Annotated in this window: 13 protein-coding genes; 9 read left to right on the forward strand and 4 right to left on the reverse strand. The window is 49.0% G+C overall.

All coding sequences use genetic code 11. The features are described 5' to 3' along the window. Nucleotides 1–123 precede the first annotated feature (123 nt). Both GA003_10045 and GA003_10050 read left to right on the forward strand, forming a co-directional pair. Nucleotides 124–951 carry an aldolase gene (locus GA003_10045; GenBank protein ID QXD30267.1) on the forward strand — a complete coding sequence of 276 codons (828 nt, stop codon included), beginning with the start codon at nucleotides 124–126 and terminating at the stop codon, nucleotides 949–951. A 123-nt stretch (nucleotides 952–1074) separates the two neighbouring features. Next, nucleotides 1075–2436 (forward strand): PQQ-binding-like beta-propeller repeat protein, encoded by a 1362-nt coding sequence (locus GA003_10050; protein ID QXD30268.1) that lies wholly within the window; start codon nucleotides 1075–1077, stop codon nucleotides 2434–2436. Nucleotides 2437–2478: 42 nt separating this feature from the next. On the opposite strand, the gene GA003_10055 is transcribed toward GA003_10050, so the two are convergent. Next, nucleotides 2479–3189, reverse strand: coding sequence for a sulfite exporter TauE/SafE family protein (locus GA003_10055; GenBank protein QXD30269.1), 711 nt, complete (start codon nucleotides 3187–3189; stop codon nucleotides 2479–2481). Nucleotides 3190–3241: 52 nt separating this feature from the next. Further along, nucleotides 3242–3910: a class I SAM-dependent methyltransferase gene (locus tag GA003_10060; GenBank protein QXD30270.1), complete on the reverse strand. Its 669-nt coding sequence runs from the start codon at nucleotides 3908–3910 to the stop codon at nucleotides 3242–3244. A gap of 54 nt (nucleotides 3911–3964) precedes the next feature. Between GA003_10060 and GA003_10065 the strand changes: the two genes are divergently transcribed. The 4 genes from GA003_10065 to GA003_10080 all read left to right on the forward strand — a co-directional run bounded on the left by GA003_10065 (nucleotide 3965) and on the right by GA003_10080 (nucleotide 7187). Further along, the gene (locus GA003_10065; GenBank protein QXD30271.1) at nucleotides 3965–4372 is read left to right on the forward strand and encodes an ApaG domain; all 408 of its coding nucleotides are present in this window, start codon (nucleotides 3965–3967) and stop codon (nucleotides 4370–4372) included. Then, the gene (locus GA003_10070) at nucleotides 4369–5724 is read left to right on the forward strand and encodes an MBL fold metallo-hydrolase (protein ID QXD30272.1); all 1356 of its coding nucleotides are present in this window, start codon (nucleotides 4369–4371) and stop codon (nucleotides 5722–5724) included. Before GA003_10065 ends, GA003_10070 begins: the two co-directional genes overlap by 4 nt. Before the next feature lie 165 nt (nucleotides 5725–5889). Then, nucleotides 5890–6363, forward strand: coding sequence for a GreA/GreB family elongation factor (locus GA003_10075; protein ID QXD30273.1), 474 nt, complete (start codon nucleotides 5890–5892; stop codon nucleotides 6361–6363). Nucleotides 6364–6386: 23 nt separating this feature from the next. Then, on the forward strand, nucleotides 6387–7187 hold the full coding sequence (locus GA003_10080) for a GNAT family N-acetyltransferase (protein ID QXD30274.1): 801 nt from the start codon (nucleotides 6387–6389) through the stop codon (nucleotides 7185–7187). 33 nt (nucleotides 7188–7220) lie between these two features. Here GA003_10080 and GA003_10085 read toward each other — a convergent pair whose 3' ends face one another. Both GA003_10085 and GA003_10090 read right to left on the reverse strand, forming a co-directional pair. After that, nucleotides 7221–7463, reverse strand: a complete 243-nt coding sequence (locus tag GA003_10085; protein ID QXD30275.1) for a hypothetical protein — start codon at nucleotides 7461–7463, stop codon at nucleotides 7221–7223. Nucleotides 7464–7583: 120 nt separating this feature from the next. Continuing rightward, nucleotides 7584–8747 carry a pyridoxal phosphate-dependent aminotransferase gene (locus tag GA003_10090; protein ID QXD30276.1) on the reverse strand — a complete coding sequence of 388 codons (1164 nt, stop codon included), beginning with the start codon at nucleotides 8745–8747 and terminating at the stop codon, nucleotides 7584–7586. Between the two features lie 161 nt (nucleotides 8748–8908). Between GA003_10090 and GA003_10095 the strand changes: the two genes are divergently transcribed. The 3 genes from GA003_10095 to GA003_10105 all read left to right on the forward strand — a co-directional run bounded on the left by GA003_10095 (nucleotide 8909) and on the right by GA003_10105 (nucleotide 15580). After that, on the forward strand, nucleotides 8909–10210 hold the full coding sequence (locus tag GA003_10095; protein ID QXD30277.1) for a DUF1552 domain-containing protein: 1302 nt from the start codon (nucleotides 8909–8911) through the stop codon (nucleotides 10208–10210). Next, nucleotides 10207–12789 carry a DUF1592 domain-containing protein gene (locus tag GA003_10100; GenBank protein QXD30278.1) on the forward strand — a complete coding sequence of 861 codons (2583 nt, stop codon included), beginning with the start codon at nucleotides 10207–10209 and terminating at the stop codon, nucleotides 12787–12789. Before GA003_10095 ends, GA003_10100 begins: the two co-directional genes overlap by 4 nt. 211 nt (nucleotides 12790–13000) lie before the next feature. Then, nucleotides 13001–15580 (forward strand): c-type cytochrome, encoded by a 2580-nt coding sequence (locus GA003_10105; protein QXD30400.1) that lies wholly within the window; start codon nucleotides 13001–13003, stop codon nucleotides 15578–15580. Nucleotides 15581–15849: the final 269 nt, after the last annotated feature.

The following is a 15849-nucleotide window of genomic DNA, read 5'->3' on the forward strand; positions in this document are numbered from 1 at the left end:
CAAATACTAGTGAAGGGTTTAGCCATGTAACCAGCGAACTAAATCTGCACCTTCAATGGACCAGTTGACTCGGTTTGTCAAAATGTGGATTCAAAAACAACTTAAAGAACATCAATTAAAATCATGACAGGCACATTTTCCGACCGACTTCGCCAAGGAGAAAAACTCTACGGCACACTCATCGTTTCTCCCTCTCCAAGATGGCCGGAGCAAATAGCAAAATTGGGTTTGGATTTTGTGTTCATCGATACGGAGCATATTGCAATTGATCGGGCTGAACTTTCCTGGATGTGCCAGACTTACAAGGCGCTGGGAATGTATCCCATTGTTCGGATTTTATCTCCCGACCCCTTTCTGGCGACCGCAGCTCTGGACGGAGGCGCCTGTGGCATCGTCGCTCCCTATGTCGAAACAGCAGATCAGGCTCGTGATTTGATGGGCGCCGTAAAACTTCGTCCCATTAAAGGTAAAAAACTAAATCAACTGTTGCATAAATCGGAGACCGCTTCCGACTGCCTCCAAGAATACATGAAGGAGGGCACCAAAGAAAACTCCCTTATTCTCAATATAGAGAGCGCGGAAGGCATCCAAAACCTGGATGAGATACTGGAAGTCGAAGGAGTAGATGGCGTGTTGATCGGACCGCATGACCTTAGCTCTAGCCTAGAGATCCCTGAAGACTACCGTCATCCGGAATTCGATAAATCAGTCTGCAAAATCATTCAAACAGCCAGGGAGAAAAGTCGCGGAGCCGGTATTCACGCCATCATGGGAGCCAAGGGACTTGACCTGGAGCAAAGTTGGATTGAGGCGGGAGCCAATTTCATTCTACACAGCGCTGACATTATAGCTGCCGTTGATTCGCTAAACTCGGAATTCAAGACCCTGAAAGCTGGAGCTACAGGTGAATGCGAACAACAAGCCGATTCAACGGACCCAATTAACATATAAGCCTAGCTTGCTTGATCCAAATACACACGAGGGCTACTTTTCTAGTCGCCACAATTGGTTGTTTTCATTTTAGACTCTGAATTGATACTAATTAGCATACCAAACCCTAAGAGCCTTCCTGTTATGAAATTAACATCACCCATCGCTAGCACTTTAGTAGCATCTACTCTTCTCTCCTCCGCTGCCATGGAATGGCCGGCCTGGCGTGGTCCCGACGGAACGGGAATTGGAAAAGCTGAAAATCTGCCCGTCGAATGGACCACTGAAGAGAATGTGGCCTGGAAACTCGCACTCCCAGCCTGGAGCGGATCCTCGCCCATCATCTCTGGAGATTCTATCTATTTCATTTCCCCCTCCAAAGAGGAAGTAAAGGAGGAGCCCGAAGAACCAGCCCCGACCGGCAGACGGTCCCGTCGACCCGCTCCACCTTCCGGTATCATGGGTCCTGGAGGACAAACGATCTCACTCTACTCGGTAGCTCGCAAAGATGGTTCGATCAATTGGACAACCGAACTGGATAGCGGGAACAAAATTTCTTTTAAACAAAACTCCAGTTCACCTTCCCCTGTAACAGACGGGGAAATAATCTACACAGTGACTGGTAACGGAATCGCCACAGCAATCAATACATCCGGCAAGATTATATGGGAATATGCCATCCAGGACCACCATTGGGATTTTGGTATTCAGGCAGGCTATGCGTCTTCTCCCGTTCTCTTTGAGGATCTGCTAATCATTCAGGTGCTTCATGGGATGTACACCGATGATCCTTCCTACCTTTTAGCCTTGGATAAAAATACCGGCAAACAACGTTGGTATCAAGAGAGAGAAACCGATGCGATCAAAGAGTCACCCGATTCTTATGCCACTCCTACCCTTTCCCAAACACACTCGGGCGTTCAATTGATCATTCTTGGCGGCGACTATGTAACGGGCCACAACCCAAGAGACGGAGAAGAGATTTGGCGTGCCGGTGGATTGAATCCAAAGAAAGCAAGCAACTACCGCATCGTCCCATCACCCGTAGCTGTCGACGGCATGATTTATGCCCCGACACGCAAGAAGCCACTCCTGGCATTACGCTTTGAAGGCAAAGGCGACGTAACGGATTCCCACCTCGTCTGGAAATATGACAAACCCGCAGGTGCTCCTGACGTTCCAACCCCCATTTGCGATGGTATGTTCTTTTACATGGTGGAGGACTTTGGTCAGATCACCTGTCTCGATGCCAAAACCGGAGACGTCATTTGGGGTCCTGAAAGTACCGGACTGGGTCGAGTAAGCTCATCGCCCGTCATGGCCGACGGAAAAATCTATTTTTCAGATGAGGACGGTGAGACCGCCGTAGTGAAAGCCGGATCGGAATTTGAGCTGCTAGGCAAAAACAAACTCGATGGCAGTTTCACCTTATCTACCCCGGCTGTTGCTGGAAACCAGCTCTTTATCCGAACGGCTGAACACCTCTATTGCCTGGAGCAGGGATAAAGCAGATTTCTGCCGAAGCCCAGGCTCTTAACTGTTCTCCTCTCAGTTCGACTCTTCGAACTCTACTACCAAATTCTGGTGGAACCAATGATGGACAGTCGGATGCCAACGCATGGCCGATATCAATCCGAATAGGATCAGGATTAGCCCTGCCATTCGCATGATCCACTTACGCTTTTGCATTCCAAGTTGGTGCTGAGTCAGGGCCAGGCCTAGTAATGCAGGAAAGGTTCCCAAACCGAAAAAGAAGGCCCCGACAATGCCAACGGTCACCGAGGTAAAACTGGCCAGATACCCGAGAGCGACCCAGACTAAGCCACAGGGCAGAAATCCATTAAACCAGCCAAAAAGAAATGCACCACTTGCTGTGCGCATTTGAAGTAACTTCAAGATGGGACTGCAAGTCTGAGCCAACCTTCCGCCTAAGAAACTGGGAATCTTGAAACGCCAATCAGTTACATAACCCAGCCCAAATAGAACCATAAAGATCCCAGCCAATACACCGAGGATAATCTGGAGCCGTTCAAAGCCTATTGAACCTCCCAAAGCACCACTAGCAATACTGACCAGCGCTCCCAGAAACATGTAAGTGAGCGCCTTCCCGCATTGATACAGCGTATACCTTAAGAGGAGATTCCCCCGACTTTGCGCACCCTGCCCCAAAAGCATTGAAAATCCGCCGCACATTGCCAGGCAATGTCCACTCCCCCAAAAGCCAATCAGGAACAAAGTGATGTATGGGGTCCAATTCACGTTCTTAAATCAAAGGTCAAACTCAAGAGAACCGCAGGAAGGCGTAGTATTTTTACGGGTATCGGTATTTACACTCCACTGAATGAAAGCCGGCGGCCAAGGCCAGTTCTTTCCATGCTTCCTGTGAGGCAGGAAAATCATAATGCGTGATGTGATGCACGATGGACTCCAATTGGTCATCATTCATGTTCATTTCTCGCGTTTTAACACCGTCTACGAGTCGCTCGATATAACGATCCCTTTCTTCACCTTCGCGAGTCACGATATCATACACAATACAGCGGCCACCCTCACGTAGACGCTGCTTGGCATCTTTTAGAATCTGCAGATTCTCATCCGACGAAAAATGATGTAGGCAAAAACCTGCGACAATCAGATCGTAATCCTTATTAGAATCAGTACCTGCAGTGCGAATGTCACTTTCAATCAGCTCAAATCCCCCATCCAGTTGTGCAAGGTTTTGAGCGGCGTCTTCAAGCGCCGTTTTCGACAAGTCTACGCCGGTATATTGAATGGTTTTGAATCCCTTAAATGCCTTAGCCACCGCAAAGGCATTTCCACAACCCAGTTCGAATATATCCTGCATCTGATTGTTGGACGTCTTCCACTCTGTTCTCAGACAATCAATCATTTCCACATAGCGCATGTAGTTGTGCTTGATGAGCAGGTCATAAGGATGCCACTCTTCGAAATATTCTTTTGTGGTTTTCGCCAAGGTCATTGAACTACGAAGGTTTCTCATTTCATACAAACAATCAACATCTACTGAACGAATATGTCGAATGATGCCATCGAGCTACCGGGACTTACAGTGCATCTGGACCAGTTGATTTATCAGAATGACCCTGAGCACTTTCCTGAAAAAACGCCCCACGCTTTTGTATATTTCTTAACCATACAGAATGAATCGACTAACACCGTTCACCTCTTTGGGCGAAAATGGATACTCGAATACCACGACGGATCTACTCGGGTCATTGAAGGCGATGGCATCGTAGGCAAGAAACCCTCTTTGCCCCCGGGAGAAAGCTTCTCCTATAATAGTTTCCACTTGTCTGATCAAAGCGCACTTGCCATGGGTAGTTTTTTTGGTCGCGATGAAAATGACCGACGCATCTTTACCCGCATTCCTCCCATGGACCTACATCTACCTCCGGACATACCGGGTGACGCCCAGGCATGATTTTAACTGATTTAAATCCGGCCAATGGCATGGGGGCCAACTGCTTCCTGGTTGAACTTGGACCGTTTAAGCTCGTCATCGATTGCGGTATCAATCCCAAGGAGATGGGAATGAAAGCGATGCCGGAACTGCACCGTCTGGAAGACCATCGTATCGAACTGGCCATCGTGACCCATTGCCACCTCGATCATTTGGGAGCGCTTCCAGTGCTATTGAAACATGCCCCCGACGTGGAAATCGCCATGAGCATCCCAAGTCAGATGATCTTTAGCCGCATGCTGCACAATTCGGTCAATGTGATGAAGCGACAGCGTGAGGAGCATTACATCAAAGAGTATCCGCTGTATTCACATGACGATATAGATCTCCTCGCCAAACAGGTGTACCCAATGATGTTTGGCAAAACCAAACGACTTCAAAAAAAGGGCGAAGAACTGGAAATTACTCTCTATTCGTCCGGTCATGTGGTTGGGGCAGCCGGAATAGAACTCGTTTACAAACATCGACGGATTTTCTTTACCGGGGATGTTTTATTTACTCAGCAAAGTATCTTAAACGGAGCCAAATTCCCGAAGCATCCAGTTGACACCTTGGTCATGGAGACGACTCGAGGTGCAAACGAAGCCGATCCTTACTACAATCGAAATGAAGAGGTAAAGTCGCTCCTCGAATGTATCAATAATTCGCTTAAAGGAGGAGGTTCCGTATTGATCCCGGTGTTTGCATTTGGCCGCATGCAGGAGATCATGAATCTGGTTCATCAGGCACGACTGCGTGGAGACATTCCGATCTCTCCTGTATTTTCTTCCGGCTTAGGAATGGATCTGGCCGACTACATAGACAAAATCACCAAACGAACCGAGCTCTGCACCTTTTCGACTAAGGTGATTCGAGAGATGCGCGTTAAACCAGTGAAGAACCTTCGCCCAGGAAAGCGTGTATCCATGCCAGGCCTCTATATCTGCAGTAGCGGCATGATGGTTCAACACACTCCATCTTGGCGAGTAGCAGCCAGCCTTCTGCCCTTCCACGAAAACACCATCTGCTTCGTGGGATACTGCGATCCGGATACTCAAGGCGGGAAACTTCAACAAACTAAACCCGGAGAGAAGTTTTTGTTTGAGCAACTCAATATGGATTTACCCCTGCGAGCACGTGTTAGAAAGTTTGACCTGAGCGGCCACGCAAATCGAGACGAGCTCATGTCGTTTGCTTTGGATCGTGAACCTCGAAGCGTCGTTCTCACACACGGCGACCCGGATGCGCGTAACTGGTTTGCCGAGGCATTCGCCAATTCAGTGATCCAACCCAAGGTGACCATTCCTAAGTCCTTTGAGCCTTGCCTGGTGTAATTTGAGTCTCCTAGCGCAATCGTACGGCAGAGCGGGACGCTCTTGCCCTACCGCGCAGAACTACCAGAAAATGGTAGGGCTACTGCGTCCTCGCAGTGGTGGAATAATCTTCATTGCTACAACTGAAAACCCAGATCTTAATCCTAAGTTTGTAATTTTTCTCCCATGGACAAGCTAGCGGTCATAGACGAAGTCATCAAAGCCCTTCAGCACGAAATCGATATCGGTAGCAAAGCTTCGCGAGAGGCTTTCGAAGCCGCGACCGATGAAGATTCGTATTCGGATGGCAAATACGATACCCGCAGCCTGGAAGCCTCTTACCTAGCTGGCGGTCAGGCGCAGATCGTTAAAGAACTAGGAGATGCGCTTCAGGGTTTTAACTTAATGAAAGCCCAACACTTCATCACTCCTCCATCCCAGCAAATCGGGCTAGGATCATTGGTAGAGATAAAAGGATCCAATTCAAACACCTGGTATATAGTGGGCCCGGGCGGAGGCGGAATGGACATCGAAGTCAATGGAACCGCCATTACCGTTTTGACCCTTCACTCACCCCTTGGATTGTCTCTCGCCTCCAAAAGAGAAGGAGACGAAGTAGAAATGCCAGAGAGCACCGCAACGGTGATGCAAGTTCTATAACCTTATTGAGCGAGGTGGTCTGAATGCAAAACCTAGGCTACCTAACCGATTGTATCTTCCATAAGCTCAATGGTGTTATTGAGAAGAAGGAAGCTTACATCCTCATCAAAACGCCTTCGAATCCGACTTATCACTGGGGGAATTTGCTACATTTCCAGAAGGCTCCCAAAGAAAGCAGTTTTGCAAGGTGGATGGAGTATTTCAAAAAGGAGTTTGGAGAGAGCTGCAGTCATGTCACCTTCGCTTGGGATGAAGAAGCTAAAGGTGAGATAAAGGATTTCCTAGCCGCCGGCTTCGATTGGGACGAACAAATCGTTCTCCAAGCGGAGGAACCGCAATTAGATTCCGAGTTAAACAAGGACGTTGATGTTCGACCTATTTCAACAGAGGAAGATTGGCGGGCTGTGATAGATCTACAGATTCAAATGAATGATCAGGAGAAAACACCTGGCTTTATAGAATTTAAGGAAAAAGCATTTGCCACTATTCGAAACAATCAGGAGCAGGGATACGGCTCTTGGTGGGGCGCATTCCTCAATGGAAAATTAGTAGGCGACATGGGGTTGTTTTTTGATGACGAAAATGGAATTGGCCGATTTCAAAGCGTGGAGACCCACCCGGACTTTCAGAATCGCAGGTTCTGCAAAACCTTACTTAAATCAGTCATAACCCATGCAATCGAAGCAAGAGGCATTTCGAATCTCGTGATTGTCACCGAATCCGACAATCACACCAGGCATGTATATCGATCCTGCGGCTTTGCCGACCACTCAAAACAATGTGGAGTATGCCTTCCAAAGCCATACTGGAAGGAACATGGCTAGAGATATAGGAGCTGTTTTGAAACCTGAAATAGATTACCTGCAGGCCGTGCATCCTGCGGCAACAGCCCCACCTGACACAGCACTACCTGGTTCAATTTGAGATATGAGATTTACTTGGTCACCCTCGACCATGGAATCGGTTCGAGTCATACCAATTTTCGAGACAAGCTCCTGCTCATAGACTGGAACATTGGCACATCCGCCTAAAAAAACGGATGCTGTCAGGATAACAACTGAGACTGCGAAGATGGAACTACGGCTGATTTGGGCACGCATAGAAGATAAGTGATTTTAAACCAAGACGGCTTTCTGGGGATATTATTCCAAAAAACGCGAAATGAGCCTGAAAACGCAAAGTACCTCAAAGAAGGTAGATTTTCTCAGCACATTCCCCGCTCAAAGAGTGCTTAAGAATCCCTCAATCCGCCTCAGTGCTTCACCAATGTTCTCAATCGAATTGGCATAGGAAAAACGAATAAACCCCTCACCTTGCTGACCGAAGCCATCACCTGCCAAGCAAGCAACACCTGCCTCTTCTAGCAAGCGTCCCTCCAACTCCTTCGAACTTAGAGGGAGCTCTGAAACATTAGCAAAGGCGTAAAACGCGCCCTTGGGCACCCGACAAGAGATACCGGGAATTCTGTTTAGACCATCAATGAAGAAATCACGACGCTTTAAGAATTCTGCCCGCATTTCAGCCAACGCATCCTGCGGTCCATTCAACGCCTCCATGCCTGCACGCTGAGAAAAGGATGCGGTACAGGAGTTACTATTGACCATGAGTCGCTCAATCGAATCGACCATCCAATCGGGGAAAATCCCGTAGCCAAGACGCCAACCTGTCATCGAGTAACTCTTTGAAAAGCCATCGAGGATAACAGCCCGATCGAGCACGCCCTCAAATTGAGTAATCGATTCAAACTCATCTTCATAGAGCAACTCGGAATAAATTTCGTCGGTCAAAATCACTACATCGTGGTTAACACAAAGTTCGGCGATCTTCTGCAGATCATCCTTCCCGAGAACACCACCTGTCGGATTCTGAGGTGAATTCAGGATGAGCAATTTAGTTTTGCCAGAAACAAGCTGCTCCAATTTTTCTACATCGAAACTAAAATCATTTTCTTCCAGCAATGGCAGCGGCACCGCTTTACCACCGGCATAATCAATCAACGATTTATAGATGGGAAATCCCGGATCCGGATAAACCACCTCATCGCCAGGTTCTACCAAACTAAGCATGGTGTAGAACATCACCGGTTTACCTCCAGGCGTCACAACCACCTGCGAGCCATTCACCTCGATGTTTCGGGTTTTCGAAATATGACCAGCAATGAGCTCGCGGAAATCAGGCTGCCCACAGGTAGGGCCATAGCTCGTCCATCCTTCATCAATAGCCCGTTTACCTGCCTCAACAATGTTGGACGGCGTAGGGAAATCTGGCTGCCCAATCTCGAGGTGAACGATATCCTTACCTTGTGCTTCAAGGTCTTTCGCTTTGGCTAAGACTTTGAAGGCCGTTTCCGTTCCAAGTTGCTGAACAGCATGAGTCAATTGCATCGCGGAAAACTAGGGATCTAAAATTCTACCAACAAGTAAAATTCCATTTTACAAACGTATTTTCCGTTAAAAATAAAACACTCGTATATCGAGGACTTTCGACTACATTAAGCCCCAATTCAATTTTCAATACCCTGCTTCATAAACCCTAAGAAAACCCTATGAATACGAGACGAATCGATCGTCGGACCTTTTTAAAAGGCACCGGTGTCGCGATGGCTCTGCCATTTTTTGAAAGCATGGGCCCTATGAGCGTGGAAGCGGTTGGAGCGGCCGCCAAGACCAGTGCAGCCGGATCACCCATGCGAATGGTCTGCATCGGCAATCCCCTGGGGCTGATGCCGGACAGTTTCTTCCCCAAAGGGAATGGCCGGGACTATGAGCTATCTCCCCTGCTCCAACCTATTGCCCGACATCGTGATGACTTCACCATTTTCTCCAATTTGGATCATGACATCTCGGGCGGTCACAGTGCCGTACATGCCTTCTTGAGCGGCATTAAAGATTCAGATGCCTCGGACTGGCCGGAAGGAAACATATCGGTCGATCAACGAGCAGCCGAATTCGTGGGTACTCGAACTCGCTATTCATCCTTGGTTATTTCAACGGGCTCAGGGGACGGTGATCTACGCTGCAAACTCTCCTGGACTAGAAATGGGGTCAACGTACCGCCAGTGACCCGAGCCAGAGATCTTTTTCGAGCGTTGTTCGTGAGTGACGATCCAAAATCACTCGCCAAACGCCAAGCCGCCTACGACGTAAATGAAAGCATCCTCGATGCCGTGAACAGTCAGGCTAAAATCCTGAGTCGCCAACTGGGGAAAACGGATCAGGAAAAGTTAGACGAATACCTGAACTCGGTTCGTGAAGTGGAAAAGAAACTGGGCATGTCTCGCGAGTGGCTGCATAAGCCCAAACCCACGGTTGATATAGACGAGCCGGGTGAAGGCGATCTTACCTATACGGTGCCCGCCTTCTACGACCTGCTTGCCCTCGCCCTGGAAACTGACTCTACGCGTGTTGCAACTCTAGGTGTGCCAGGGAACATCTCTACCGCTGACCTGGGGCTCGTGGGTAGTTACCATGGTTTTTCACACCATGGTAAAGCGGAGAAACTCCGACGCGGACTCTTTGTCATAGAAAAATTCCAGGTAGAACAAATGGGACGATTCTTAGACCGCCTAAAAGCAATCAAGGAACCCGACGGACAATCCCTCTTCGATCGAACCATGGTTCTAATGGGAAGTGGCATGGGTAATGGAAGCTCTCACTCAAACAAGAATCTACCAGTGCTACTGGCAGGAGGCGGATTCAAGCATGGGGAGCATAAGATTCTTCCTACTGAGAGTCATAAGCGAATTCCTTTGTGCAATCTCTACAGCTCTATGCTTCAACGCTTCGGATTGGAGATTGATCAATTCAACAAAGGATCCGGAACTTTGACTGGACTCGAAATCGCATGAAGCACATCAGATATCGTTTTGTCACGACGCTGATTCTGCTTAGTGCATTCAGCTGTATCCTATCGGCAAATACCTACCAGAAGACAGTCGAACCATTTCTTGAGACGTACTGCATCCAATGCCATGGTGCCGATAAACAAAAAGGAGATCGCCGTTACGATACTTTAAACAATGATTTACTGGATCCTGATTCACTCATTCTTTGGCAGGACATTGTTGACCTCATGAACCTGGGTGACATGCCGCCCGAGGAAGAAAAACAACCAGACCCATCTGAACGCCTGGAAGTCATAGAATGGATCACGGAGAATCTGGAAGTTGCCTATGCTAACCACAAAAGCAACGACCGCAGAACGGTCCTTCGGCGTCTGAACAAGCTTGAGTACAATCGAAGCGTCCGTGACCTTCTCAAGCTGGAACCGATCCTCATGGATCCGACGGAATCATTTCCGCCCGACGAGGTGGAAGAGAATTTCAACAACATCGGTTCGGCACTCATAACGTCAGACTTTTTACTACAAGGCTATCTAGATGCAGCTGAGGCATACGTTGAGCAAGCCTCACGCGTGGGTCCAAAGCCAGAAACCAAGCACTACCGTTTCGAAGCTCCCTTTTATCCGGCACGTAATCGGCGGGATGGAAAAGATGTAGCCGGCAAGTATCAGCACATACGCAAGAACACTACCGACCAGGATGGTTTCATGTGGTTGAGCAAACTGGAAGAAGGCGTTCCGGAAAGCGGCTACTATAAGCTGCGTTTCAAAGCCGAGGCCATTGGGCGGGACTACCCCTACCCAGAGAGCATCGTAGGAACGAACAAGAATGAACCCTTGCGAGTGGACGTCATTGCTGGTTCCAGAGCATACGGGGAGTTGGAGTTTCGTACCTCATCTGACCGCAAAGTGGCCGGCTTCGTCATAGCCGATAACAAGCCCGAATGGTATGAAGCACGTATCTGGCTCGATAAAGGCTACCAACCACGCCTGACTTTTCCGAATGGTCCGAATCGGGTAAAACCGATGCGGAAAACCCTAGTCCACCGTTATTCGGAAGACTTCCAGGAGATGATTCACAACTGGACCGTTCCCGGGGATGGGCTTTACCCCTACCCAATTGAGGAGGCTGAAGCTCGCCGCATCGAAGCAGAAAAAAACCGGATAGCTACCACGGTTGGCGGAGTGCTCAACACAGAAGGAACCGGAAACCTCTTCAACAAAAGCGAAGGTTGGGCCGCTTTCTTCCGTGGGTATCATGGACCACGTATCCGAGTCCATGAAATCAAGTTGGACGGCCCCTACTATAACAGCTGGCCTACTCCGAGCTACAAGGCCCTCTTTGGTGAATACGAACCGACCATGCAAAATGCGCGCGCGATCCTGAAACGGTTTGCATCTGCTGCATTTCGTAAACCAGCAAGCGAAGAGAAAGTAGACATCCTCTTAGACTTGGTATCTAAAAAATTCGAATCTGGAACCAGTACATTTGAAGCATTGAAGATTGGTTTCCGTGCTGTCCTTTGTTCTCCCGACTTTCTTTACCTGCAAGAAGGAGACGGCCTGCTCGATGACTACGCACTCGCAACCCGTTTGAGCTATTTCCTTTGGTCTACCACTCCAGATGCGGAATTAATCAAGCTAGCCGAGAAAGGACAGCTCTCCAATCCTAAGGTCCTGAGAAAGCAGACTCTTAGACTCCTTCGGGACGATCGATCCAAAGCCTTTACAGAGCAATTCACTTCACGCTGGCTGGAACTCTACAAGATAGGAACCATGCCACCGAGTGATAAGGAGTTTAAGACCTATTACGTGGATGGCCTGGAGCATTCCATGAGAAGAGAGACGCAAACCTTCTTCCGTTATCTGCTTGAGAAGAATCTACCCATAACCGAGTTTCTCGATTCAGATTTCACCTTCGTGGATGGTGGCTTGGCTCGTCTCTATGGAATCGAAGGAGTTAACGGTCCGGAGATGCAGAAAGTATCCCTCAAGTCCGACCCTCACCGAGGTGGTCTGCTCGGGCATGCCAGTATACTCACAGCCAGCGCCAACGGCATTGATACTTCACCGGTCATTCGCGGCATATGGGTGTTGGAAAATATTTTAGGGACTCCACCTGCACCGCCGCCACCCGATGTCGAGCCCCTCGAACCTGACATTCGTGGAGCCACCACCATTCGCGATCAGCTCGACAAACACCGTGAGGTAGAGACCTGCTACGAATGCCACCGAAAAATCGATCCACTCGGGTTCGCCCTCGAGAATTACAATCCCATCGGTGGTTGGCGTGATCATTATCCACGCGGGAGTCAGGAGGGTCCTGAAATTGACGCCTCTGGACAGATGCCAAACGGACAACAGTTCACAGGCTTTGATGACTTTAAATCGGTACTAATGGGAAGGCAGGATCAGTTTACCCGCTGCTTAACCGAAAAATTGTTGGCCTACTCTATGGGAAGAACCCTTGAATTCACCGATCGACCCGAAGTAGACGGAATCATTGAGCTATTAGATGAAAGAGGCCAAGGCCTCCAGGACCTTGTGTTACTCATTGTCGAGAGCGAAGCCTTTCGAACGAAATAAGCACCGAACGGTCACAGAAACACTTCTTCCTTTGAATTGACTCAAGGGGCAATCCGATTGAACTAAACGCCTTTACCCTATGAAAAAATCACTCCTGATTCTATGCCTGATTTCCAGCTTTGTTGGAATTTCACTCATTGCCCAAAACGCAGTCGAGAGATTCGACCCATCCAAGGTTCAGCCTGAAAGCGTTCCTCTGGAGTTGATGAAAGTGCCAGACGGCTTGGAAGTCACCATCTGGGCTTCGTCACCGATGTTGTTTAACCCGACCAATATGGATATCGATAAGGATGGCCGCATCTGGGTGGCAGAAGGCGTGCGTTATCGCCGTCATTGGGACCGGCAGCCCGAGGGAGATCGCATCGTTATACTGGAAGATACAGACAAGGATGGAAAGGCCGATTCAAGTCATACCTTTGTTCAGGAAGAAGCACTGATTGCTCCCCTGGGAGTGGCAGTGATCGACAATAAGATCGTGGTATCTCAACCACCCGAGCTGATCGTCTACACGGACGTGAACCGCAACCTGGTCTTCGAACCTGGAATCGATACCCGTGAGACACTTCTCGAAGGATTTAGCGGTATCAACCATGACCATAGTCTTCACTCAGTGACGGTGGGCCCCAATGGGAAATGGTATTTTAACCAAGGTAACTGCGGGGCGCTCTTTACCGATAAGTCTGGAAAAACATTTCGTATCGCGAGCCCCTATAATCCTGGAGTGATTGGCCCCTACGAATACCCATTCGACGTTAAAGACGTAGCAGGAAAGCCCAGTGACGATGGACACGTTTACGTGGGTGGTTTTACGGCTCGCATGAATCCAGATGGAACCGATGTGGAAATTATTGGCTACAACTACCGCAACAGTTACGAGCAGTCAGTGACCTCCATGGGAGACTTGTTTCAAAACGATAACGACGATCCCCCAGCCTGCCGCGTAACGCATATCCTCGAATACGGGAATGCCGGATTTGCGTCTGCCGATGGCCAACGAAGTTGGAGAGCAGACAAACGTCCGGGGCAAACCACAGAAATCGCTGAGTGGCGCCAAGAAGATCCAGGAACTATGCCTGCCGGAGATGTCTACGGCGGCGGTTCCCCTACCGGAAATGTCTTCTATGAGAACGGTGCTTTGGGTGACGAATGGATCGGAACCTTCCTGTCTTGTGAAGCCGGCAAAAACGTGGTTTTCGGTTACCAGCCAGAATTGAACGGAGCAGGCTTCGACCTCGAACGTTTCAACTTTATCACAACTAATGAAGAAGGTGAATTTGCCGGCTCTGATTTTATCGGAGGAAGCAACAATATATCCGACGAAGTAAAAACGTTGTTTCGCCCTTCTGATGTAGCGATTGGTCCCGATGGAGCCATTTACATAACTGACTGGTATGATGGTCGCGTGGGTGGTCACCAGGACTTGGACGAAACTTGCTCCGGCACGATTTATCGCATCGCTCCTAAAGGATTCAAACCAGAGGTTCCCCAACTCGACCTTTCGACAATCGAAGGTCAAATTGCAGCACTCAAAAGCCCAGCGCCCAATGTGCGTAATCTAGGGTTTGTTGGATTGAAGGAACAAGGCGCCAAAGCGCTTCCAGCTCTCTCTGAGGTACTAAAAGATGACAATCCCTACATTGCTGCTCGCGCCATTCACCTCTTGGGTCAATTGGGAGAAGCAGGTGAGAACGTGGTCGAAAAGCTTTTAGACTCCAAAGATGAGAATACGCGTATCGTAGCTTACCGAGCCCTACGCGAAAATAAGTACGCATTAATCAGACGGGCTCAAAAATTGGCTAAAGATCCATCACCAGCCGTACGTCGCGAAGTCGCTCTTTCTATGCGCAACGTCCCGGTCAAACAAAGCCGCCCTATCCTTCGGGAAATCGGCCAACTTTACCCAGGAAATGATCGCACTTATCTCGAAGCTTTCGGCATTGGTTCAACGGGAAAAGAGGCTCAAGTTTACCATGCTGTAAAAGCTGTTTCCGGGAATAAGGATCCACTGAAATGGACGGAAGCATTTGCGGATATCGCTTGGCGTCTTCATCCTGCGTCTTCGATTGGAGACTTAGCCACCAGAGCCATGACTTCCAGCCTGGGCCATGAGGCTTGCAAGCAAGCTATGGATGCCTTGGCCTTTACCGATAAACGCACGGCGGCCAATGCCATGATGGATCTTGCTGAAGGAGACTCCTCGATCCAAGAAGACGCGGTTTGGTGGTTGCTCAATCGTTCGACTGGTCCCTGGAAGGATCTAAACCTTCTTCCACAATTGGCACAACGTGATATCTACGACCCTTCAAAAATCACATTACAAGACATTGGATCCATTGATTCAGCCACGATTCCCAGCAACTACCCTCCCATGGAAGAGTTGCTGGCCATGAAAGGCGACCCAGTTCGAGGAAAGGCTGCCGCCCAACGGTGCATTATGTGCCACCTAGTAGGCGACGTCGGAGTTGAATTCGGCCCCTCTCTAAACGGCTGGGGACAAACTCAGACCCGAGACGTCATTTTCCGCTCCATTATCGATCCAAACGCAGACATTGCTCATGGATACCGTGGAAACCAAATCGTTCTCAATGATGGACGCACCATCGACGGTATGCTTCTCAAGGAAGGCGACCCTGCAATCATCCTGTCAATGGGCGGAGTACAGCAGATCGTTCCGGGAGATCAGGTAAAGCAAGTTCGACGTCTGCGGCATAGCTTAATGATGTCTGCTGCCCAGCTGGGACTCACAGCCCAAGACGTGGCCGATGTGGTGGCTTATTTAAAGGCGAATTAGACTCGAGCATGAGAAATCTGCAGTGTCACCACTGCAGCTACAATAGAGTCGAACGGGATACTAGCCTGTTCAGCTTACGTGACTGTATTTCTATGTAGGATGCTTGAGCCTTATGCACATCTCTTTCTATAAAAAAGCGATACACATGGGGCTATAAACTTTAAATGTCAGAAGAATGGTAGGGACGGATCGCCGAGCCGTCCGATACTCTATGACAAGCGGCTCGCTCGACGATCGAGCCCTACCATCTAAGGAAATATGAGTCTCCT

This window comes from Opitutia bacterium ISCC 52 (assembly GCA_014529675.2).
Classification (GTDB): domain Bacteria; phylum Verrucomicrobiota; class Verrucomicrobiia; order Opitutales; family UBA2995; genus UBA2995.